At 43.5% G+C, this 21637-nt stretch carries 21 protein-coding genes; 12 read left to right on the forward strand and 9 right to left on the reverse strand.

Translation table 11 applies throughout. The features are described from left to right. Positions 1-54: 54 nt before the first annotated feature. The gene (locus tag ACO05V_RS04090) at positions 55-1554 is read right to left on the reverse strand and encodes a Fic family protein (RefSeq protein WP_421847779.1); all 1500 of its coding nucleotides are present in this window, start codon (positions 1552-1554) and stop codon (positions 55-57) included. A gap of 273 nt (positions 1555-1827) precedes the next feature. On the opposite strand from ACO05V_RS04090, the gene ACO05V_RS04095 reads away from it, so the two are divergent. Beyond that, positions 1828-2028, forward strand: a complete 201-nt coding sequence (locus ACO05V_RS04095; RefSeq protein WP_421847781.1) for a hypothetical protein — start codon at positions 1828-1830, stop codon at positions 2026-2028. Positions 2029-2336: 308 nt separating this feature from the next. Continuing rightward, positions 2337-3449, forward strand: a complete 1113-nt coding sequence (locus ACO05V_RS04100) for an ISAs1 family transposase (protein ID WP_421847783.1) — start codon at positions 2337-2339, stop codon at positions 3447-3449. Between the two features lie 182 nt (positions 3450-3631). Here ACO05V_RS04100 and ACO05V_RS04105 read toward each other — a convergent pair whose 3' ends face one another. The 5 genes from ACO05V_RS04105 to ACO05V_RS04125 form a co-directional block, all read right to left on the reverse strand. Next, positions 3632-4480 carry a Txe/YoeB family addiction module toxin gene (locus ACO05V_RS04105; RefSeq protein ID WP_421847785.1) on the reverse strand — a complete coding sequence of 283 codons (849 nt, stop codon included), beginning with the start codon at positions 4478-4480 and terminating at the stop codon, positions 3632-3634. A gap of 12 nt (positions 4481-4492) precedes the next feature. Beyond that, the gene (locus ACO05V_RS04110; protein WP_421847787.1) at positions 4493-5608 is read right to left on the reverse strand and encodes an AAA family ATPase; all 1116 of its coding nucleotides are present in this window, start codon (positions 5606-5608) and stop codon (positions 4493-4495) included. After that, complete coding sequence (locus tag ACO05V_RS04115) at positions 5605-6723, reverse strand: DUF262 domain-containing protein (RefSeq protein ID WP_421847789.1); 1119 nt, start codon at positions 6721-6723, stop codon at positions 5605-5607. Before ACO05V_RS04115 ends, ACO05V_RS04110 begins: the two co-directional genes overlap by 4 nt. Positions 6724-6785: 62 nt before the next feature. Continuing rightward, positions 6786-9521, reverse strand: a complete 2736-nt coding sequence (gene polA / locus ACO05V_RS04120; protein WP_421856867.1) for a DNA polymerase I — start codon at positions 9519-9521, stop codon at positions 6786-6788. A gap of 139 nt (positions 9522-9660) precedes the next feature. Continuing rightward, positions 9661-10758: a GGDEF domain-containing protein gene (locus ACO05V_RS04125; RefSeq protein ID WP_421847791.1), complete on the reverse strand. Its 1098-nt coding sequence runs from the start codon at positions 10756-10758 to the stop codon at positions 9661-9663. 252 nt (positions 10759-11010) lie between these two features. On the opposite strand from ACO05V_RS04125, the gene ACO05V_RS04130 reads away from it, so the two are divergent. The 10 genes from ACO05V_RS04130 (at position 11011) to ACO05V_RS04175 (ending at position 19498) form a co-directional block, all read left to right on the forward strand. Further along, on the forward strand, positions 11011-11973 hold the full coding sequence (locus tag ACO05V_RS04130) for a homoserine kinase (RefSeq protein WP_421847793.1): 963 nt from the start codon (positions 11011-11013) through the stop codon (positions 11971-11973). 57 nt (positions 11974-12030) lie between these two features. Next, positions 12031-12594, forward strand: coding sequence for a DUF1007 family protein (locus ACO05V_RS04135; RefSeq protein WP_421847795.1), 564 nt, complete (start codon positions 12031-12033; stop codon positions 12592-12594). A 40-nt stretch (positions 12595-12634) separates the two neighbouring features. Next, a complete protein-coding gene (locus tag ACO05V_RS04140; RefSeq protein ID WP_421847797.1) occupies positions 12635-13270 on the forward strand; it encodes a LysE family translocator in 636 nt (211 codons plus the stop codon). A gap of 36 nt (positions 13271-13306) precedes the next feature. Further along, complete coding sequence (locus ACO05V_RS04145; RefSeq protein ID WP_421847799.1) at positions 13307-13924, forward strand: MarC family protein; 618 nt, start codon at positions 13307-13309, stop codon at positions 13922-13924. 114 nt (positions 13925-14038) lie between these two features. Next, entirely contained in the window at positions 14039-15004 is a 966-nt protein-coding gene (locus ACO05V_RS04150; protein ID WP_421847801.1) for a nickel/cobalt transporter, read from the forward strand. Next, positions 15004-15516 carry a Fur family transcriptional regulator gene (locus ACO05V_RS04155; RefSeq protein WP_421847803.1) on the forward strand — a complete coding sequence of 171 codons (513 nt, stop codon included), beginning with the start codon at positions 15004-15006 and terminating at the stop codon, positions 15514-15516. Before ACO05V_RS04150 ends, ACO05V_RS04155 begins: the two co-directional genes overlap by 1 nt. Further along, complete coding sequence (znuC, locus tag ACO05V_RS04160) at positions 15513-16301, forward strand: zinc ABC transporter ATP-binding protein ZnuC (protein WP_421847805.1); 789 nt, start codon at positions 15513-15515, stop codon at positions 16299-16301. Before ACO05V_RS04155 ends, znuC begins: the two co-directional genes overlap by 4 nt. Positions 16302-16336: 35 nt before the next feature. Next, positions 16337-17128 carry a zinc ABC transporter permease subunit ZnuB gene (znuB, locus tag ACO05V_RS04165; protein WP_421847807.1) on the forward strand — a complete coding sequence of 264 codons (792 nt, stop codon included), beginning with the start codon at positions 16337-16339 and terminating at the stop codon, positions 17126-17128. A gap of 2 nt (positions 17129-17130) precedes the next feature. Further along, positions 17131-17709 carry a biliverdin-producing heme oxygenase gene (locus ACO05V_RS04170; RefSeq protein ID WP_421847809.1) on the forward strand — a complete coding sequence of 193 codons (579 nt, stop codon included), beginning with the start codon at positions 17131-17133 and terminating at the stop codon, positions 17707-17709. Positions 17710-17866: 157 nt separating this feature from the next. Beyond that, positions 17867-19498: a methyl-accepting chemotaxis protein gene (locus tag ACO05V_RS04175; protein ID WP_421847811.1), complete on the forward strand. Its 1632-nt coding sequence runs from the start codon at positions 17867-17869 to the stop codon at positions 19496-19498. Between the two features lie 8 nt (positions 19499-19506). Here the strand turns inward: ACO05V_RS04175 and ACO05V_RS04180 are convergent, their stop codons facing one another. Genes ACO05V_RS04180 through ACO05V_RS04190 form a run of 3 tightly spaced genes read right to left on the reverse strand, consistent with a single transcriptional unit; the run spans position 19507 to position 21637 of the window. Continuing rightward, complete coding sequence (locus ACO05V_RS04180) at positions 19507-19965, reverse strand: DoxX family protein (RefSeq protein ID WP_421847813.1); 459 nt, start codon at positions 19963-19965, stop codon at positions 19507-19509. 36 nt (positions 19966-20001) lie between these two features. Continuing rightward, positions 20002-20757 (reverse strand): putative DNA-binding domain-containing protein, encoded by a 756-nt coding sequence (locus tag ACO05V_RS04185; protein ID WP_421847815.1) that lies wholly within the window; start codon positions 20755-20757, stop codon positions 20002-20004. Then, on the reverse strand, positions 20750-21637 hold the full coding sequence (locus ACO05V_RS04190) for a DUF692 domain-containing protein (protein WP_421847817.1): 888 nt from the start codon (positions 21635-21637) through the stop codon (positions 20750-20752). Before ACO05V_RS04190 ends, ACO05V_RS04185 begins: the two co-directional genes overlap by 8 nt.

A 21637-nucleotide genomic window follows, 5' to 3' on the forward strand; every position in this document is an offset into this window, starting at 1 on the left:
CCTAATCTTCATCCGACCTCAATTTTTGCACAATTGCTCCGTCGTGAATTTTGATCATGGCGTATTATCTAAATCTTCTTCTCTAAATAATATTTCTGAGTAGGCTTGTTCTAAAGCGTCGAAGGCGTCAGTGGGCACTTCATACTGAAACTGATCTCTACGCTTTTTAGAAATGGTACCATTCTGCTCTAGGCAAAAGACTACCAACTTTGAAAGTGTTCTGTCATTAATATCGTACAGCTTATTGATATGGCGTTTTAGAGCGTCGTATTGGTTGAGATACGCCACTTCCTGCTTGATATAGTGTTCCATGGCTTCGTCACAGGCTTCCGCCATCAGCTCGGCACAGGCTGTGCCATCCCAATAGCGATAGATAGATTCATGACCTTTGAATTCAAAGGCCAAGTTTTCGACATCAAGGTAATCCACTTGCCAGAACGGACGAGTCTCGGATGAGTAGGCACTTAGTGCTTCTAGATAGTCTCGCTCTCGGTTATACAGCACCGCTGACACGGGGAGTAACAGGCCGTTCGCAAGTTGCCTGCTGCGACATAGTACGTGATGAAACATAAAGCGTGATAAGCGTCCATTCCCATCCATAAAAGGATGTAAGAATACAAAGCCAAATGAGATAACCGCTCCAAGCACAATAGGATCTACTTGCCCTGGTAACTGGTTGGTCAGTTGCTCCCACTCTTCCATCAGTTCACGGCATAGATTCGGTGAGGGCGGTACGTACGTGACGCCGATAGAGCCAGGACCATTGCTTAAGTAGTTCTGCTCATTGCGATAGGACACGGCCCATTCATAGGGGTTGTTGATCGTGGCCTTCTGCAATTCTGCTAAATAGTCTTCATCGATTGCACGGGGAATATGTGCTTGTCTCAATAGGTTGGTATACCGCTGGATTTTATTGGTATCGGGCTGCTCTTTCTCGATAGCGAAGGAATCTTTGGTTTCACTGAGATACACCCAAGATAAAGCTCGGTTGAGCATGGCGTTATCTAACCCATCAGTAAACTCTTTGGCTTTTTGCAAAGTGTTTTTGGTCAATGCCTTTTCAAGACGCTCAGTTCGCTTCACTATGATGCTGTAGTCTAAGGAGCCGATTACATTGATATGGACGCGCCAGCGTTTATTCGTCTGATTATCTGCGGTGATAAAACGCTTTGGATCTAATAAAGGGATATAGTTACCACGTGTTAGTTCAGTGGTGCGTGGTAATGATTGCTGATGAAAGTGTTCCCAAAGTAGGCAGGCAATACGGATATATTTGCCCATAGGCGAAGATTCATAGACAGCCAAAAGCTCGCTTTCGTCCACCTGAAGCAGAGCTTGGGAGAGTATTTGTAAATTAAGGTCTTCGTATTTCAGTGCAAAAAGAATGTGATCGAGTATCTTATCCGAAGGCTTTAATGAGGCAGGCGTTGCTAATGTATTGTCAATTAGCTGTACCTTAGTTACTGGCATAATACGGGCAGATACTTGCAATGGCAGCGCTTTGATATCTGTGCGCTCCAGTAAGTATGCGTAACCTACGGATGTATCTGTCATATTCAGCCCAAAAAATTTTTACAAAACTAAGATTTTAGTTATATCTGCTTCATTCGCTAAGATAATAGTTACATTCTAGGCATTGTTCCTTGGTGTTGGATATACCTAACTGCAATTTAATCTAAGAAAATGTTTACGGAGCTAAGATTTTTGTTACAAATCGTCATTTCTTTAAGAAAATATTTACAGGCTGTGTAAGTAAGCGTTTCTATATGGTTTATCTTGAGTATGATTTGTTATCTGGGCTTTTTAAAAATAGGCACCTAATGCGCCTTGTCCCAGTTGTCTCTAATTCCCGCTTCTACAAGCAAAGGCACATCGAACATCCCAGAAGAAGAACTCGGACGGATTCAGTCCGCTACGCATTCAGATATGGCACTGGGAAACGAACGCTTCAAAGAGGAGATCGAGAAGCTAACGGGTAGGCGAGTGATGCCAAGAAAGCGCGGTAGAAAACCGAGCCAGATTGATTAAATTTTCATCTGCCCCAATTGTTCCTTTAGCGAACTACCAGACAGATGGACCATTGTAGGAGCGGGCATTGTCATTGCCAGCGGACTTTACGAGATCTACTTACAGCGTGCTCGCGAATAGTTTTTGACCTGATCCTGAACCGAATCCTTAAAGCCCGACATTGCAGTGGGGAATGGCAGATTTAAAGAAGAGATTGAGAAGCTAACGGGTAGGCGAGTCAGGGCAAACGCATGAACGCTTTTTGATCAGTTGATGCAGCATTTGCATTCAATCCGTGTTTGATTAATGATCGTGCCTTTTCGAAGCCGATGACCTTATTAGAACGTATGATGCAGCTAAATGACCCACGCCAACAAGCAAAATGTACCCATGATTTAGGGGAAGTCGTCTTTATGACGACCTGTGCAATACTTTGTGGTGCGGATGATTGGAAGTCTATTCAGCTCTTTGCTGATACTCGAAAGGACTGGTTTAAACAGTATCTTCGATTACCTGGTGGCATTCCATCGCATGATACCTTTAACCGTTTATTTTCTTTGTTGGATCCGGCCTGTTATCGAGAAATGTTTTGTGGCTGGGTTCAAGATATGTTGATGGATACCCCATTATCGGGTGTCGTCGCGATTGATGGAAAGACGGTGCGGGCGTCGCGCTCGAACAAGCACCAAGCAATTCACATGGTGAACGCTTGGGCCTCGCAGGCAGGCGTGTCTCTTGGTCAATACAAAGTTGATAAAAAATCCAATGAAATCACAGCTATTCCTAAGCTACTAGACCAACTAACTATCAAAGGTTGTTTGGTCACAATGGATGCCATGGGGTGCCAGAAAGACATTGTCTCCAAGGTCATTGAAAGAGAGTCCGATTATTTGGTTACCGTAAAAAGTAACCAGAAAACGTTACATAAAGAGTTGGTTACCTACTTCGACCATTACTGGGCAAACCATATACAAGACACGCTAAGTGATCAATTTTTTGAGCAACAAAACGAAACCCATGGTCGCAAGGAGCATCGTCGATGCTGGGTCACGATGGATTTATCTTCCCTGTCTATTGCAGCAGAATGGCAAGCTAAAACCGTCGCCGCGATACAATCAGATCGAGTTTCTAATGAAAAAGGCCGAAGCCATATTCGTTATTTTATTTCCAGTAAAGCGATGACGGCGGAAGAAGTGCTAAAGGCTACTCGTGAGCATTGGGGGGTCGAAAATCAGCTTCATTGGGTGTTGGATGTCTCTTTTGGGGAAGATCAGTGCCGAGCTAGACAGGGTTATGCTGCAGAAAACCTAGCCACCACCCGACAAATCGCTTTAAATTTATTAAAGCAGGAAACAAGTTTGAAACTGGGTATCAAAAACAAGCGCAAAGCCTGCGGCTGGGATGATAAGTATCTGTTTAAAGTGATGGGACTGGTTAAATAATATTCATGCGTTTGCCCTGGTAGGCGAGTGACGCCAAGTAAACGCGGTAGGAAACCAAGTCAGAGAGCTTAATTTTCATCTCACCCTAATTGTCCCATCTAGCGTTTCAGTGCATCGTATTGGCTCAGGTAGGCCTAAAGGTAGGGGTTATTAAGCTATCTGCCCCACTATTTTAAAAAAACTTACTGCTCATAATGGCCTTTACAAGAATAAATTTCTACAGTTTCGTTATCAACTTGTTTATATACAATTCTATCTTCCTTATTAACGCGTCTCGACATACAGCCTGATTTATCCTCTTTTAACTTTTCTGGCTTACCTATTCCAAGTTCAGGAGAACTTTGTATCGAGCAGAATAGCTCATAAAGCCGATTAATATTGTTAGTATTCTCCTCATGTAAAGAATTTATATCTAATTTCGATTTTTGAAAGAAAACTAGTGAGAATTTAGAGTTCTGCGATGTTAATTTTGATAGTAAATCATCAACATTTCTGAAAGTGGGCCTTTGGATGAAGTTAAGTCTTGAAGAATGTTCTTCTTTCGAGATGTTTTGAATTATAACTATCGATTCTTCATCAATGATATGGATTTTATTAAGCTCAATACTTTCATTCTCCCAGTGTTCTGAAGTTAAAAAGCTTATACAAAAAGTTCCCCAGATATCTGCGCAAGCTAGCCCTGTATTGCATGGATTATCATCGATAAAATATTCAGAGTTCAGCTCAAGTTCTTCCTGTTGTTTGGTCTCATCATCACGAATAAGAGGTGACTCAAACTTAGTTATAGTGTTTGTGATTAAGCTTTTCAACCTCCTGGAAAAGTCAATGTCCCCTTGCCCAAGTATCTGGTTTAGATTTTTTGACTCTGTGAATGATTCAAGCTCTCTGAAGTCAAAGCTAGCTCTTATGGTGTTTATGTTTTTAACTTTTAAACTATTAATTACTTTAATAAAGCTAAGCACCTGCTCTTTGTAGTTGTAGTCGCAAAGAGGCAGAGATAAGTCGTTTAGTATACAAAAATCTACTTCCATGTTTACCTCATATTACCAAAGTAATCTATCTAATTGATTATCCCATTCATCAAAAAAGCCACTTGGCCATTGATCAACTGATCCATCTTTGTTTATTTTTATTTCTGTTTTTTTTGCTTTGAATTTTTCAAGGTCTTTTTGGAAAAAATAAATTTTAGATTTTTCATTGGAAATGGTGCTGTCTTTTGTTTCAGCTCTTATACTATTTAAAATGTGGTCGCTATGGGTCTCTATTATAAGTTGAGTTCCTTGATTGGCGGCTAAACAGAAAAGCTTTGCTAGCTTAGCTTGAGCTTTAGGGTGTAGCTGTGCTTCGGGGTTTTCGATTATTATTACATCATTTCTCTTTGCAGTTAGAATTGATGTGATAATAGGTAGCACATGTGTTAAACCAAACCCAACATTCTGAGGGGTTAATTCATTCGATTGTGTTTGACTATAAGAATATTTAAACCTGAGAATTGCTTGATTTACATCGGGAAGAATTCTTGAGTTTATTTCAATATTCTCACTTATTTCTGACAGCCAGTTTGAAACGTTTTCTAGTAATAAATTAGTAATGCTCTTAGGGTGTTTTAAGGAAATATTTGGTATTTCAGAATGTTTTTTTTCAGCTAATAAATGAGCTGTGAATTCGCCATTTATACCTATATTATTTTTGTTTATATCTTCTTCTGATAAGTTATACGCATTTTCAGGAGTTATTCTATTGGAACTAATATATTTTAGTGGGTTTTTGAATTGGAAAAGTTTGATGCTACCATTTGGTATATTTGAGCTTACAGACCACTCTTTACTATTATTTATATTTGATATAGAGATGTCATGATCTTTAAATTTTAATGATATTGAAATTATGTCGTCTTTAGCTTCAGTATAAAGTAACTCCTTAATTGAGCCTAGCTTTATATAAGGACCATTTAAAGACATGTATGTCATGCCCTTGTTTAGCTCGGATAACAATATTGATCTTAAAATATTATCCTCATTCTGCTTTAAAAGAAGTATAGACTGAATTATAGAAGATTTCCCTACACTGTTTCCTCCACAGAGTAAGTTTAATTTAGAGAGTTTTATACTATCATCTTCAAAACATTTGAAGTTTTTTAAGGTAATTGAGTCGATCATTTTACAACCTCTTCTATTAATTTTTCCATTTCATCGAATCTATCAAATACTGCCCTTTTTGAGCCAGTTCCCTGATATATCCCTTGGCTGAAAGGAGATGAGTCATCACTGATAAGGTTGATTAGCATTTCTTTAAACTGAGATTTTCTTTCTATTAGCTTATTTTTTTTATTACAGTTGCTTAAGCATACAGTTAGTACATCAAAGAAACTTCTATTTAAAGACTTCTTTACGTCTAATGCAATAGACCTACTGAATTTATGGCCTTCACCTAAGAGTTCTTCAGAGAGAATGAGTGAATCAATAAATTGATTTTTTAAATTCTCAAGTTCCTCATTTATTGTTTCGAATTTGTCTATTTCTTCAATTGCCCTATCTAAAAAAGTCGCCAAACTTTTGAAGGAATTCTCGATTGGAAGTATTTTGAAAGCAAAAAATCTTAATGCTAGCTCTCTGTCCAACATACGATCAGTTTTGAGGTTGACTATTTTTTTGAATTCATCTGTTTCACATACATCTTTTAAAAACTGAACTGAAATTCCTTTTTGGTTTAATGCCTGACGAATTTCTTGGGAATTAAGTTTAAGTCCACCAGTATTAATTCTATTGAAAATAGAATATCTAACTTCTTTTGGTGTCTGAGGTTCGATCTGATAGGTTACTATTTGAGTTTCTTCAATGACTCTTTGCATAGGCCTCGGTAAACTGTCAAATGTTGTACCATTGAAGTTGATCAGAAACTCTAAGTTTGTCAGCTTTAATTTTTTTTCTACAGCAAATCTTTTGATAGTAGATAGTCTTTGAAGTCCATCTACTACTTGCCATTTATCTGGGTTAGATACATCAAAGTAAAAAATTGGCAAAGGCATTTTTAATAAGATAGACTCAATCAGCCTACTCATTTGAGTATTTGTCCATAAGTCACCTTTTCTTTGAAAGTTAGGTTGCAAGTCAATTTCTTCGTATTGCAAACGATTAACTAAGGATGATAAGGCAATAGTTTGAGTGCTTACTTTGATGTCTTTAGTGGAAAAAGGACTGTTTATTTCTTCAGAAAAAGCATCATCATCTATATCTTCGCTTTCATTTTCGTCAAAGTCTAAATTTAAATTCATAATTAATCCCTGTTTAAAATATAAGTACAGTTACAGTCTGCAGCCTAAATTTAAAGATGCACTCAATGCGCCTCGTCCCAGTTATCCCCAACCCCCGCTTCAACCAATAAAGGCACGTCGATTTTGCTGCTGTTTTGCATTATGTCGACGATTTTTGCTTGGGCTTTTTCTAGGTCTTTTTCAGCGACTTCGAAGATGAGTTCATCGTGTACTTGCATGATCATTTTTACGTCTAGGTCGGTGTCTGCTAGCCAGTCGTGCATTTTGATCATGGCGCGTTTGATGATGTCGGCGGCGGAGCCTTGCATCGGGGCGTTGATCGCGGTGCGTTCGGCGGCTTGGCGCATCATGGCGTTTTTCGCTTTGATGTCTGGTAGGTACAAGCGGCGGCCGTAGATGGTTTCCACGTAGCCTTTTTCTTTTGCGCCTTCGCGGGTGTTTTCCATGTATTGTTGCACGCCTGGGTAACGTTCGAAGTAGCGTTTGATGTATTTGCCTGCTTCTGGGCGACCAATGCCAAGTTGTTTCGCTAAACCAAAGGCGGACATGCCGTAGATCAAGCCGAAGTTGATGGCTTTGGCGCGGCGGCGTTGCTCTGTAGTGACTTCTTCTAAGCTAACTTCGAAGACTTCCGCTGCGGTGGCTTTATGCACGTCGGCGTCTTTAGTAAACGCGTCTAATAAGCCTGGATCTTGGGACAGGTGCGCCATGATGCGTAATTCGACTTGCGAGTAATCGGCGGCGACCAGTTTGTAGCCTTTAGGTGCGATAAAAGCTTGGCGAATACGACGACCTTCAGCAGAGCGAATCGGGATGTTCTGCAAGTTTGGATCAGTCGACGACAAACGACCTGTCGCGGTAATGGCTTGGTGGTAAGAGGTATGAATGCGGCTGGTTTTTTGGATCATTTCTGGCAGTTTGTCTGTGTAAGTGGATTTCAACTTAGACAGGCTGCGGTGTTCCATGATCAAGCGTGGCAGTTCGTAGTCTTGCGCCAGTTCTTGCAAGATAGGTTCAGCGGTGGATGGTTGGCCTTTTGGCGTTTTTTTGATAACTGGCAAGCCTTGTTTTTCGAACAAGATAACTTGTAGCTGTTTCGGCGAGCTTAGGTTGAAGCTTTCGCCCGCTTCTTCGTGGGCTTTGATTTCCAGTTCTTGCAGTTTGCCAGCGATTTCGCTGCTTTGGATATGCAGAAGTTCTGGGTCGATCAAGGCACCGGTTTGTTCCATTTTCGCCAATACCGGAATTAGTGGGCATTCAATGTCTTTAAAAATGCTGACCAATTCTGGTGTGGTTTCGATTTTTGGCCAAATCGCTTGGTGCAAACGCAAGGTGATGTCGGCGTCTTCTGCGGCATAAAACGCCGCGACCTCTAAATCGATTTGGTTAAAGGTTTTTTGCTTGGCGCCTTTGCCTGCAATGTCTTCAAAGCTCACATTGGTGTGGCCGAGGAACTTGCTGGCAAGGGTGTCCATGTCGTGACGTGAACTCACGGAGTTGTAGACGTAAGATTCCAACATGGTGTCGTAAGCGATGCCGCGCAAGGTGATGTCGTAGTTGTTTAGCACGTTGGCGTCGTATTTTAGGTGTTGGCCGACTTTCGCTTGGCTGTCGTCTTCAAGCCAAGGTTTCAGTTGTTCTAGCACCCAAGCGCGGTCTAGCTGTTCTGGCGCGCCTTCGTAATCGTGCGCCACGGGAACGTAAGCCGCTTCGCCCACTTCTACCGAGAAGGACAAACCAACCAGTTCCGCAGCCATGTAATTGAGGGACGTGGTTTCTGTGTCGAAGGCAACCAGTTCAGCGGCTTGGATTTTTTCCAGCCATTTGTTGAAGCTTGTTTTGTCTAAGATGGTTTCGTAGCTGGCTTCGATGTTGGATTTAACCGGTGTTTCCACTTGGCCGTCATTACCAACGGTATCGCTGGCGGTTTCTACGCTTGGCGCTTTGTCTAGGTCAGACAACCAAGTTTTGAATTCTAGCTTGGTGAACCATTCACGCAGCTTTTCTTTGTCGGCTTCGCCGTTTTTCAATTCTTGTGGTTCGAAAGGCAATTCTACGTCGCATTTGATGGTCGCCAAGGTATAAGACAGCTCGGCCATCTCTTTGTTGTCTTCCATTTTTTGCTTCATGGTTTTAGAACCACGGAAGCCTAAATCTGCGATCTCGTCTAAGCGCGTGTAGATGTCTTTGATGCTGCCCAAGCCTTGTAGCAAGGCAAGAGCGGTTTTTTCGCCCACGCCCGGTACGCCCGGGATGTTATCGACCTTGTCGCCCATGAGTGCGAGGTAATCGATGATGAGTTCTGGTGGAATGCCGAATTTGTCTTTCACGCCTTGGATGTCCATGACGGTGTTGTTCATGGTGTTCACAAGGGTGACTTTTTCGGTAACCAGCTGTGCCATATCTTTATCGCCAGTGGAAACCACTACGTCGCGACCCGCTTCGCCCACTTGTTTGGCAATGGTGCCGATGACGTCGTCGGCTTCTACACCATCGATGATAACAAGCGGCAAGCCCATGGCTTCCACCATGCGATGAATCGGTTCGATTTGTGGGCGTAGGTCGTCAGGCATCGGTGGACGGTGTGCTTTGTATTCGCTGTAGATCTCGTCGCGGAAGGTTTTACCCTTGGCGTCAAAAATGATCACCATAGGGGAGTCAGGGTAGGTTTTGATTAGGCTGCGGATCATGCTGATCACACCGCGCGTGGCATTGGTTGGGTGACCATCGCTGGTGTGCATCGGTGGAATCGCGTGGAATGCTCGGTAAAGGTAAGACGAACCGTCTACCAAGATCATCGGTGTTTGTGTTGTTGAATCCGTAGCCAAAATAGAACCTCTTTGTGAATCGGCAAATATGAGGTCTATTCTATGTGTTTGAGCGTGTTTTTACAGCCACAATAGCGGATAAGTTTTGAAAGCTTAATATGTGAATGCTCTAGCTTGCTTGCGAGTGGTGCTGAGTGAGGTTGTCACTGTACATAACAGATTGATCTCGGCCATTGTTTTTTGCGCTGTAGAGCGCTTTGTCTGCTTGGTCGACTAGTTCGAAAAAGTGCTCATGATGTGCAATGCTAGAAATGCCAACACTGACGGTTACTTTTCCGATTGTTTTGCAAGGCAACGCACCTAAGGCGTTTTGAAACATGGAACCAATGTAAGGCAAGGTGTTGTCTTTAGGGTTGACCAATAATACGGCAAATTCCTCACCTCCCCAGCGCGCGATGGTGTGTTTTTCAAAGTAAATAGATCGAAGACGAGAAGCAATTTCAACTAAAACGTTGTCGCCAGTGCCATGACCGTAGCGATCATTAATGTTTTTAAAATGATCTATATCGATAAGCAACACACTAATTCTATCATCATGATGGAGCTGTCCGAGCCAGCCTTGTAAGCCACGACGATTGTATAAATCCGTTAAAAAGTCTCGTCCTGCTTCTTCCTCTGTTCTTTTCAATAAAGACGCGACACGGTCTAGATGACGCAGGATTTTTCTTTGATAAGGCAAAATAGAGTAGAGCAATAGGCTGGTGGGTCCCAATAATGACAATAGTTCATGGCCTCGTAGCGAATGCAGCTCATCAGGATGAAGTATCAGATAATGAAAAATCGGCAAGCTTATAATGATCCAAACAATGAAAACCGTTTTTTTATAGCTCTTAGGTAACATAATCATACCAATGGCCACGGCGGCGATCATCACACCTGTTATGGGAGGGAACTCATCAATGAAGCGCCATTTTCCTAGCCACGCCATGATAAGGAAATAATAGGTGGAAGGAACCAAGGAGAACAATCCAACGAAGGCACAAAGTTTGATGGCAAGATTGGCGTGTTTTTGCGGGTTTTGGTGAAAATACCCCAGTAACAACAGCATGGTGATGACGTTAAGCCCAGGAGCAAGGATATCGACCATATGGCCGCGGGGAAAAAAAGCAAAGAACACCAGAAATAAAAAGCTGCTCAAACAGAAGGCAATGAGCACTCTGTATATGGTGGCTATTTTGATTTCATCTCGTGCGTTCTGGATTTTCATCACATTTACTTCAAAGGGTTCCGGCTACTATAAAGTTTTATAATAGTCGGTTTTACTCTCTTCTTCTGTTGTCTCTTCGTGAATATATGTCTTTTAAGTTATCTCGAGCGTAAAGGTAAAATAGTTGGCGAGATAAAATATGTACAGAATGGGCTGATTTACGCGAGTTAGAATTGACCTTTCGAAGCGAATTGTAGAGCATAGGCAATTAATTTTTTATTCCATCTCTTTTAGACAACAATAGGTAGAAACTTGGCTGTTTACACTTCCCTTTCGGACTCTGACATGCGCGCCTTAGTGGCCGATTATTATTTAGGTGAACTGGTTTCGTTCCAAGGTATTTCTGGTGGGGTAGAAAACACAAACTATTTTCTGAACACGACCACTGGAAAGTATGTGGTGACCTTGTTTGAAGAGTTTGATTTAGAGGAAGTGCCGTACTTTTTAGATGTTGTCGCGCATTTGAAACACAAAGGTTTTAATGTTCCTGCTGCATTGATCGACATTCATGGCGAGCGACTACGCGAAGTAAATGGCCGCCCCACTATTATTGTCGACTGTTTTCCCGGTAGCGAGCTAAAAGGCACGGATGAGACCTCTTGCCGATTGATGGGCGAAGCCTTGGCGAAGTTGCATATTGCCGGCGAAGATTTCCCTGTGCATCGTGACAGTCATCGTGGCGTTGCTTGGTGGCATAAAACCAGCCAAGCCATTGCCGATGAGTTAGAGCCAGAGCAAGCGCAATTATTGTTGTCGCAAATCTCTGAATTTGATGACTTCATTGCCGAATACCCAGACTTACCAAAAACCACCATTCACGGGGATTTGTTCTACAACAACACCTTGTTCGAAGGTAACAAACTGTCTGCCATTATCGACTTCTACAACGCTTGTCATTCTTGGGTGATGTACGATTTGGCCATTGTGGTGAATGATTGGTGTTCAGATATGAAAACAGGCGAATTGGATAAAGCCAAATATAAGGCGTTAATCAAAGCTTATTTACATGAACGTGAAGCGACACCAGAAGAAATACTTGCTTGGCCTTATATGTTGAAAATTGCCGCGTTACGTTTCTGGCTGTCTCGTTTGGAAGCATGGCACGGCGCGAAGCACGATCCCGAACGCTTGGCGCAACAGCATGATCCGCTTGAGTTTCAGCGCATCTTAGAAGCGCGAGTTCGTTATGCACCGAGTTTAGTCGAGTTTCAATAAAGCACGGTTAATTCAAAGTGCTGTTTTTTCAAAGGTGTTTTTAAAAGGTAACAATTGATGCGTTTTTTATTGTGTTTGTGCGTTACCGCTTTGTTTGCTGGATCAGCCATGGCGCATCCTCATGTTTGGGTGGATTCACAGTATCGAGTCAAGGTGGACCAAGCGAGTATTGACACGCTTGAAGCGACCTGGAGTTTGGATCTTTTTACTTCCACAAGCTTGATTGCCGAATACGATGTCGACGGCGATGGCGAGCTTAAAGGTCAAGAAAAGATTGACATGATCGAAGTGCTAAAGAGTTTTGATAAATACGGTTATTTTATCAAAATGAAGCAAGATGGTAAGGATATTGTTCCCAAAGCAGTGCATATCTTGGATGTTCGCATTCGTGATCAAATGCTATGGATTCGTTTGGGCATGGACTTGCCGACTCCGGTTAATCTTGAAACATCGACCTTGAGTTTGGCTTTTGGCGACGACGAATTGTATTTTGCCATGGAGCCGTTGGAAGAGGGCTTGGTGCGTTTATCTGGTGCGCTTGCTGAGACTTGTACTCCTGTAGAGCGTGAAGCGACAGAAACATCGGTAGCAGTTTGGGTGGATTTGACCTGTCGGTCTTAGTTTTATGTCGCTGATTGGCGTCTTTTTAAGGTAGAAGCATATGTTAGAACATTTCCAATGGTTGCCTTTCTTAGCCGCTATCACGGTACTGACGATGAGTCCGGGTGTGGATACGATTTTGGTTATGCGTAACGCGGCGTCTGGTGGCTGGCGTTTGGGTTTTTTGACAAGTTTGGGTATTTGCATGGGGTTGTTCGCCCATGCAACGGTGTCAGCATTAGGTTTGTCGGTGATTTTGCTTGGTTCCGCTGGTTTGTTCACCGCGTTTAAGTTGGTGGGTGCAGCGTATCTTGTGTATTTAGGTGTGCAAGCCATTCGCAGTGCGATGAAGCCGGTTGGCATGACCTTTAAAGATACAAAGAATCCTAAGACATTGACGGCGTGGGGTAGTTTTCGTCAAGGCATTTTGTCTAACGTATTGAATCCAAAACCGATTATTTTCTACATGGCGTTTCTGCCGCAGTTTATTGATCCAAGCCATTCTGCGTTGGCTCAATCCCTTTTTATGGCCTCACTTCACTTTATCATAGCGATGGTGTGGCAAACGTTTCTTGCGCTTATGGTTCATAAGGCGCGAGTTTGGCTGGCGCGACCAAAAGTGGCGTTCGTCTTAGATGGCTTAACTGGCGTATTGCTGTTGGGCTTTGGTGTAAAACTCGCATTGAGTCAACGCTGATCGCGTGGCTGTGTGCTTTTCTGGTGATTCCCCTAAATGAGTTTATTGATCTCGACTTGGATTAAGTTCTTCTTTCTCTTCGCGCCGTTTTTTGTGTTGTCTATGTTTCTTGCGTTAACCCGCGGAGAATCTTCGGCATCCCGTCGGCAAGTGGCGAATAAAGCCATTATTGCCTCGGTGGCGATTTCTTTGGTGTTGTTATTTTTTGGCGGCAGTTTGTTTGCCGTATTAGGCATCACTCTGGATTCTTTCCGTATTGGTTCTGGTATTTTGCTGTTTATGTCTGCCTTGAGTCTGGTTCGTGATGGTACGCGTAATCATGCGGTGGGCATGCCAAGTGAAGAGCGTGACGATGTGTCTGTTGTGCCATTGGCGGTACCGACGATTATTGGACCAGCGACCATTGGTACGATTCTGGTTTATGGTGCCGAACTACAAGGCTGGGATTTGTTCATCGGTTTGTGTGGTTTGTTGTTGGCGTTGGGGACTTTGGCGATCATTCTGTATTCCGGTTCTTTGATTGAAAAGATGCTCGGTCGAACTGGCTTAAACGTTTTGTCTAAGATTACCGGTTTGATTTTGGCGGCTATGGCGGCGCAAATCTTTATGAGTGGTGTGATGGGTTTTTTACATCCAGCTGCTTCAGTTAGCTAATCTGTCATGAATTAAATTTTGTACAAAATGCGGCGTTTCTAGGCTTTGGCTTCTCCTTGAGATTGACTTGTTATACCATAACAAAATTATGTCTAATCTCGGTGAGAGCCAAATATGGCAAAGAACGTCGCTTTTTTATTGTTATCTTTTTTATGTCTCAGCTCGCCTCTTTATGCCGCAATGGATTTTGCGGTGTATCAAGATTTTATTCAGTGGGTTATTTCCCAACAGGCCACGTTTCATCGTGAATTGGTGTCTTTAGTTCGCTCTATTAGTAAGAGTGGCAGTCCGATTTTATTGTGGGGATTAATCTCTACGAGCTTTTTTTATGGCGTTTTTCATGCGGCTGGACCGGGTCATGGTAAGGCGGTAATTTCTGCTTATATGCTGGCGAGCAAAGCGCCATTGCGTCGTGGTATTAGCTTGGCGTTTTTGTGCGCTGGTGTTCAGGCGCTGATGGCGGTATTGGTGATTGTGGTGCTGAGCCAGGTGTTTTCTTTGGCGAGAAAAGCCATGCAAATTAGTCGCTTTTTTGAGGTGGCGAGTTTTGCTGCGGTTGGCTTGATTGGCGTATGGATTCTAATTCGTTTGTCCCGAGGTCAGTCGAGTTGCGGTCATGATCACTCACAAGACCATTTTGAAGAACATCATCACGATCATTCTGCGGAGCATCATTCCCATTCCCATTCCCATGAACACTCTCATGATCATGCATGCTGTTCTCACCACAAAGACGAAGCAAAGACAGCGCGTCGCAGCATTTGGGCGATGGTAGCAGCGGTGGGGATTCGTCCTTGCACCGGTGCGATTTTAGTCTTGTTATTTTCGTTAAGTACGGGGATTTTTGTTTGGGGCTTGGTTGCCACTTTTGCCATGGCATTGGGAACGGCGATTACGGTTTCGGCTCTTGCTGGTATCAGTGTGTTTGTACGTGATACCGGTTTTGCGTTAAGTAGTGAGCATCGTGTTTGGCGACAACGAGTGTCGCGAGCTTTTGGTTTTATTGCCGCTTTCGCTTTGATTATCATCAGTACTTCGATGATTTGGAGTTACATCAACAATGTAGGAAGGGCTTTCTAATGAAGCATGAAGACTCACAACAACAGTCCCATCAACACAGTCATCACAACCATAATCATTGTATTGATACGGCGTTAGAAACAGCAGAAACCCTGTGCGCAGAGCAAGGCCAGCGATTAACAAAAGTTCGCCGCCGCGCATTGGAATTGATCTGGGAACGTCATCGCCCACTTGGTGCTTATCAGCTCTTGGCGAAGCTAGCCGAAGAAGGTTTTAACTCGGCGCCGCCAACAGTGTATCGCGCGTTGGATTTTTTATTGAGCGCGGGTTTGATTCATAAAGTGGAATCGATGAACGCCTATCTTGGTTGTGCTCATGCTGACAAAGCTCATAAAGGTTATTTCTTGATTTGCGATGAGTGCCACAATGTCATGGAGTTCGATTATCAAGATATTCACGCTGCGCTGATTGAAAAAGCGGCGCATCAAGGGTTTGAATTGCGCGCTGAAACCATTGAATTAACAGGTTTATGCGCGAAATGTAAGGCGAAATCAGTAGGAGCAAGCGCGTGAGCAAACGATTAGTCGCTTTTGACAAAATTGGCATCTCGTTTGATGGCCGAGTCTTGCTCGAAAACATTGATATGACGATCAGTGAAGGTGAAATTGTCACCTTGATTGGCCCCAACGGCAGTGGCAAAAGTACTCTTATTCGCACCTTGTTAGGGCTACAAGATGCCACGTCAGGTGAGATAGTAAGACACAAAACCTTGCGCATCGGATATATGCCGCAAAAATTGCATATCGATCCGACGTTGCCATTAACGGTAAAGCACTTTTTAGCTTTGGTGCGCGGTGTTGATAAACAGCAAATTCTTCCCACATTGGAAAAGCTCGGCATCGCACATTTACTTCATTCGCAAGTGCATGTTTTGTCTGGTGGTGAAACACAGCGTGTTTTGTTGGCGCGTGCCTTATTGAACAGACCAAATCTATTGGTGCTTGATGAGCCCGTGCAAGGCGTGGATGTGAATGGTCAGGTGGAACTTTATAACCTGATTGAACACATTCGTAATGAGCTAAATTGCGGCGTGCTGATGGTCTCTCATGATTTGCACTTGGTGATGGCGAAAACCGATACCGTGGTCTGTATTAATCAGCACGTTTGCTGTTCTGGTAGCCCACAGCATGTCACCGATCATCCGGCTTATCAGGCTTTGTTTGGTGTACCTGGGGCGGATGAATCCATCGCGATTTATGCTCATCAGCATGATCACGTGCATGACGAACACGGCGGTATTGTATCTGACGATGGCGATGCTCACACCCACGATCATTCTCACTGTAATCATTATTAATCACACCCCAGTTCAGATTTGGAGTCAGTAATAGCATGTTAGATCTTTTGCTCAGAGCCTTGTTAGGCGGATTGGGTGTGGCGGCGGTCGCAGGGCCATTAGGGGCGTTTGTTGTTTGGCGACGCATGGCGTATTTCGGTGACACCTTGGCGCATTCTGCGCTATTAGGTGTGGCGTTAGGTTTTTTATTAGACATCAATTTGAACCTTGCGATTATCGTTTTATGCGTTGGCTTGGCCTTGGTGTTGGTGACTTTGCAAAAGAAACACATTATCGCGACAGATACTTTGTTGGGCATTCTTGCTCACTCTGCATTGTCACTTGGTTTGGTAGCGGTGAGCTTTCTCGACAATATTCGTATCGATTTGATGGCGTATTTGTTTGGTGATTTGCTGGCGATTAACCAAACCGATGTGTATTGGATTTATGGCGGTGGTTTTGCGGTCATTGCGTTATTAGTCACATTTTGGAAACCTCTGTTGGCCGTCACGGTTAATGAAGAGTTGGCAAAAGTAGAAGGCTATCCGGTCGAAGCGATTAGTTTATTACTGATGTTGCTGGTGGCCTTGGTGATTGCCGTGGCGATGAAAATCGTCGGTGTTTTGTTGATTACGTCCTTGATGATTATTCCTGCCGCGACGGCGCGTAAGTTATCGAGTACGCCGGTGCAAATGGCCTCGTTTGCTAGCTTGATTGGTTGCTTGTCGGTATGTGGTGGTTTGTGGGCATCTTATCGCTGGGACACTCCAACAGGCCCAAGCGTCGTGGTATGTGCTGCTTTGCTGTTCCTGATCGCTTACACCTTGCCATTTAAGCGTTTGCGTTAACCATGACAGAAGAAAAAGATACTTTAACCTTCGCAAAGCGGCTGAAATATTCCACGCTTGCCAGTCACGATAGTGTTGATACATTGGTGATGCAATCCGAGCCATTCGCCAATGAAGAGAACTATATAAAGTTTTTGCGTGTTCAGCATATTTTCCATTTGTCAGTTGCGCCTTTGTATCATCAACCAGATTTGCAAACCTTGCTGTCAGGTTTGGCTGAGTTACCTCGTTTGTTTGCGGTGGAGTCGGATCTGGCGGATTTAGGTTTAACGCTGAATGTGGATAAAAAAGATGTGGCATGCATCGATCATCTTTACGAGGCTATTGGCTGGTTATATTGCAGTGAAGGGTCGAATATTGGTGCTGCATTTTTGTATAAAGAGACACAGAAACTGAATTTCGATGCTCATCGAGGTGCTAGGCATTTGTCTGCACACGTAGACGGTCGAGCGCCTCATTGGCGTAAGTTTGTCGCACAATTGGATGCGCTCAATCTGACCGATGAGCAAACGGATCAGGCTGTAAAAGGTGCTGTGGATGCGTTTGATTTTTATAAAAAAACCTTAAAGCGTATATTTTAAATGTCATTCGTTATTTAAAAACTTGCTTTAAAAAAGTGGGTCATTATTCAGTGAAGACTATTTACCTGTAATAAAACTAGCTAGTTTTACGTCTATTATGTTCATATCAGATGGTACGTGCTTTTCGTCGCTTTAATATTTCATAAGAGGTTGTTCTATGCCTGGTTTTACTAGTATCCGTGGTCGTCTCAGGGCGAGTTATTTAGTGTTGTTGGCATTGTTGGTGCTGGTGGTTGTGTTGTCTGTCAGCCGCTTTCAGCTTTTGTCTGGCAATATCCGCAGCATAGTGGATGAAAATGCGGCGCTAGTGGAGTTGACCGGCGAGCTCAACGTAAACGCAGAAAGCTTGGCAAGCCGTTTGTTATTATTGTTTGTACTGGAAGAGCGAAACGCTCGGGTGGCAATTTATAAAGAAATTGATGAACGTAATAAAAGCCTAGACACCAATCTAGAGAAAATGGCTCTGTTGGTGCAAACGCCGAAAGATAAGGCGAGCATCGAAGGATTAAAAAAACAACGTAAAGTTTATCAGGCCGCTCTTCAAGCAACGGTAGAAGCCTTAGAGTTCGGTGAACTTGATGATGCCAAAAAATTGATGGCAGGTACGACTCGTAATGAATTACAAACGTTTTTAAAACAAACCTCTGCGTTGTCTGAGTACGAACGCAATATGATGCAAGGGCGCCAGAAGGAAGTTTTATCTGAATCAGAATTGGCTATTTGGTTAACCGTTGGTGTTGGTCTTTTGGCGGTGTTAATTGGTTTGGTTATGTCGGTTTTGATTTCTCGTAGTATTGTTACTCCACTGAATTATGTCATTGCCTTGCTAGACAAATTTGCTCGTGGCGACCTTTCTCAAGACATTACTTCTGAGCAAAAAGGGGAAATTGGCCAATTGCTCGATAGCGTTAAGCGCATGCAAGTCAGTTTAGCTGGTGTTGTTATGAAAATTGATAAAAGCGCCAAAACCGTGGTCACCGCGGTGAGTGAGATTCGTACCAACGTGGCGGATGTTAACCAAGGCTCTAATACTCAAGCTGTTATGGCTAATGATATTCAGGGCTCGGTCAGCGAATTATCTAATTCGGCGAATGTGATGGCAGATCACGTTAGCGTATCGCGTAATCAAGCGGAAGCCGCGCACGATTTGGCCAAACATGGCAAGAAAGTGATTACTTCTGCGGCCACAGACATTACTGCGGTGGCAGCTTATATAGAAGAAACCTCTAAAGCAGTCGCTGAGTTAAATCAAAGTGCGATGACGGTAACCGAATTTGTGAACAGCATTCGGAATGTTGCGGAACAGACAAATCTATTGGCCTTGAATGCGTCTATTGAAGCGGCTCGGGCCGGAGAAAGTGGTCGAGGTTTCGCAGTAGTTGCCGATGAAGTCCGAAATTTGGCAACGAACACGGCGGAAGTGACGGCTTCCATAGATAAAGTGATCACAACCATCAGCAGCTTGTCGATGCAGATTTCTAATGAAATGGTGCAAGGCCAAGAGAAAATGCGCCACGGCGTTGCGCAAATCGAGGACGTTGTCGCGCCTCTGAGCCAATTAGAAGCAGATGCGGCCACATCATTAGAAAGTCTAGATGGTCTGTCGCAATTAGCTCAGCAGCAGGCACGAGAAGCGAATGATATTGCCGAGCACATTAGGCGGATTGTGGAAGTCACCGTCAGCAATGAACAGACATCAAAACGCTTGAGTAAGCTCACCGATGCCTTATCCGGAGCCGCTGAACAAACCCATGAAGCAACGTCTACTTTTATTCTGCCGGCTAAGTGAGAAGCTGATTAGCGTTTAAAAATCAAACGATCTAAAGAAAAAGCGCCCGCGCCGCGCCACATGATTAACAAGGCAATGGTTAACCATGTGGCGTGAGTTGGGTAAGCGTCATGATAGACAAAAAGCTGAATCACCAAGGTCATTCCTGCCAAACCGAGCGCAGCAAAGCGTGTCAAAAAACCAGTCAAAATGAGAATCGGTAAAATGTGCTCGGCAAGAGCCGCTAAGGTTGCTGCTATCATCGGCGACAGCAATGGTAAATTGTATTCGTATTCAAACAAAAACAAAGTTGAGTCTTTTAAATGCGGCCATCCTAAGTGCGCTTCCATCGCGATAATATCCAAAGAGAATCCTTCTATTTTTGTTTGGCCAGACTTCCAAAATACCGCAGCAATGGCAAATCGCGCCAAGAGCAGAATCAATGACTCGGGTATTTTTTTAAATAGATTTTCTGCCGTTTGTAGCATGGTTTCCCCTTCTTATTATCATTCAAGGTTGTGCTCTTAGGCGCCCGCTTCAGAGATTTCAGTTAATAGTTTCCACTCAATAAGCTTTGCCAGACTGGTGCCGGGGTCAAAACTCTCGTCGTCTGGGATAGCTTCGCCGAGTGGTTTGGCTTGCATTAGATGTTTTATAAAAACGGCTTCGGTGTGACAAATAATATGCAGCTCTGCGTATAAATGGGACTTTGATAGAAGTAAGTACTCGCTTTTATCTATTATTATGTCAGCTAAAGAGTGGCTTCCATTGCCTTGATGCGCTAGATAAATGGACCCAATAGCAAAAGGGGAAACAAGGATTTGTGTAGTTGGCGGTAACAGCAGGTGCAAGGTGGTTGGGTCTGATGCGTTATTAAACGCCGCTGAAATTTGCTCGTGCTCAAGTGTGTCGTATTCTTGTGCATTAGTCAGTGCGAGAAGATTAAATTCTAGCGTCGCCAGATCACCTAAAAAAGGCAGACTTTTCGCCGGTTCAAAATGGCGAACAAAGTCGGAAAAACCATCTCCATAATCGCTGATGATGGGCTTTTTTGGAGGATTCAATGGCACATATTCTCGCGCCATTGCTCGGAAGAAGTCTTCACCGACGAGCATTTGCGTGACAGGGAAAATATCCGCTAGAGCGTCGATCAAAGAAACATAGACATTGTTGCGATAAACGTTAAAGCGAGCTTCTTTCTCATCGTCTGAACGGCCTTTTACTTCGTCATAAAAAGCGTTGTTTTGATTGAATAAGGTGGTTTTAAAGTGCTCATTCATGCGGGTTTTCCTGTCGAATTGCGTCTCTTATTGTGTCTGCTTGCTGGGCTTCTGCCAGTAGTTCTACCAGAGGCGGTAGATTACCATCGCGCTCAATTAGTGTCGGGCGATCTCCAATGGTTGCTAAGGTGTGTCGATATAAATCCCAAACATCATGAGAAACAGGCTCGTCGTGGCTGTCTATTTTGAGCGGCACGATAGGATTGTTGTCAAGCGTGTGACCGGCAAGGTGAATTTGCTCAACGGCGCTACTTGGAAATTCGTCAATGTAATTGTATGGGTTGCTGTGGTTGTTGAAACAGGAGACGTCGACATTGTTTACATCGAGCAATAGGCCACAACCTGTGCGCTTGACCATGTCACGAATGAAATCTATTTCGCTGCGGTCGCTGTGTTTGAATTCAAAATACGTCGAAGGATTTTCGATTAAAACACGACGTTTTAATCGTGATTGAAGCTGGTCTATGTGCTCACAAACGCGATCTAAAGTTGCTTGATTATAAGCCACTGGTAATAAGTCATTCAAAAATGCGTTGTCGTGAGTTGACCATGCAAGGTGCTCGGAAAAAACTGCAGGCTGCACTTCGCTGACGAGTTGAGCCACGCGACGTAAATGTTGTTGGTCTAAAGGCATTTCTCCGCCAATGGATAACCCCACGCCATGCACTGTAAAAGCATAGAATTCGCGGATTTTTTGCAAGTAGTGTCGAGCTGGGCCACCTAGGTTTAAATAGTTTTCAGCGTGAATCTCGAAAAATCCCAGTTCTGGATGGGCGTCGAGAATCTCGTGGTAATAGGAAGGTTTTAGGCTGATGCCAGTTTTTTGTATAAAGCCCGAAGGCGCATTAGCGCCTCGGCTTTGTTGTGACTGAGATAACAT

This window comes from Marinomonas sp. (assembly GCF_965225885.1).
In the GTDB taxonomy this organism is placed as follows: domain Bacteria; phylum Pseudomonadota; class Gammaproteobacteria; order Pseudomonadales; family Marinomonadaceae; genus Marinomonas.

What these genes read in the sequence shown, in the direction of transcription:
- ACO05V_RS04105 (WP_421847785.1), bottom strand. Translation starts at nt 4,480, where the DNA reads ATGGAAGTAGATTTTTGTATACTAAACGACTTATCTCTGCCTCTTTGC.
- ACO05V_RS04155 (WP_421847803.1), top strand. Translation starts at nt 15,004, where the DNA reads ATGAAGCATGAAGACTCACAACAACAGTCCCATCAACACAGTCATCAC.
- ACO05V_RS04125 (WP_421847791.1), bottom strand. Translation starts at nt 10,758, where the DNA reads ATGAAAATCCAGAACGCACGAGATGAAATCAAAATAGCCACCATATAC.
- ACO05V_RS04100 (WP_421847783.1), top strand. Translation starts at nt 2,337, where the DNA reads ATGACCTTATTAGAACGTATGATGCAGCTAAATGACCCACGCCAACAA.
- ACO05V_RS04140 (WP_421847797.1), top strand. Translation starts at nt 12,635, where the DNA reads ATGTTAGAACATTTCCAATGGTTGCCTTTCTTAGCCGCTATCACGGTA.
- ACO05V_RS04170 (WP_421847809.1), top strand. Translation starts at nt 17,131, where the DNA reads ATGACAGAAGAAAAAGATACTTTAACCTTCGCAAAGCGGCTGAAATAT.
- ACO05V_RS04110 (WP_421847787.1), bottom strand. Translation starts at nt 5,608, where the DNA reads ATGATCGACTCAATTACCTTAAAAAACTTCAAATGTTTTGAAGATGAT.
- ACO05V_RS04135 (WP_421847795.1), top strand. Translation starts at nt 12,031, where the DNA reads ATGCGTTTTTTATTGTGTTTGTGCGTTACCGCTTTGTTTGCTGGATCA.
- ACO05V_RS04175 (WP_421847811.1), top strand. Translation starts at nt 17,867, where the DNA reads ATGCCTGGTTTTACTAGTATCCGTGGTCGTCTCAGGGCGAGTTATTTA.
- ACO05V_RS04185 (WP_421847815.1), bottom strand. Translation starts at nt 20,757, where the DNA reads ATGAATGAGCACTTTAAAACCACCTTATTCAATCAAAACAACGCTTTT.
- ACO05V_RS04145 (WP_421847799.1), top strand. Translation starts at nt 13,307, where the DNA reads ATGAGTTTATTGATCTCGACTTGGATTAAGTTCTTCTTTCTCTTCGCG.
- ACO05V_RS04190 (WP_421847817.1), bottom strand. Translation starts at nt 21,637, where the DNA reads ATGTTATCTCAGTCACAACAAAGCCGAGGCGCTAATGCGCCTTCGGGC.
- polA (WP_421856867.1), bottom strand. Translation starts at nt 9,521, where the DNA reads ATGATCTTGGTAGACGGTTCGTCTTACCTTTACCGAGCATTCCACGCG.
- ACO05V_RS04150 (WP_421847801.1), top strand. Translation starts at nt 14,039, where the DNA reads ATGGCAAAGAACGTCGCTTTTTTATTGTTATCTTTTTTATGTCTCAGC.
- ACO05V_RS04180 (WP_421847813.1), bottom strand. Translation starts at nt 19,965, where the DNA reads ATGCTACAAACGGCAGAAAATCTATTTAAAAAAATACCCGAGTCATTG.
- ACO05V_RS04090 (WP_421847779.1), bottom strand. Translation starts at nt 1,554, where the DNA reads ATGACAGATACATCCGTAGGTTACGCATACTTACTGGAGCGCACAGAT.
- znuB (WP_421847807.1), top strand. Translation starts at nt 16,337, where the DNA reads ATGTTAGATCTTTTGCTCAGAGCCTTGTTAGGCGGATTGGGTGTGGCG.
- ACO05V_RS04115 (WP_421847789.1), bottom strand. Translation starts at nt 6,723, where the DNA reads ATGAATTTAAATTTAGACTTTGACGAAAATGAAAGCGAAGATATAGAT.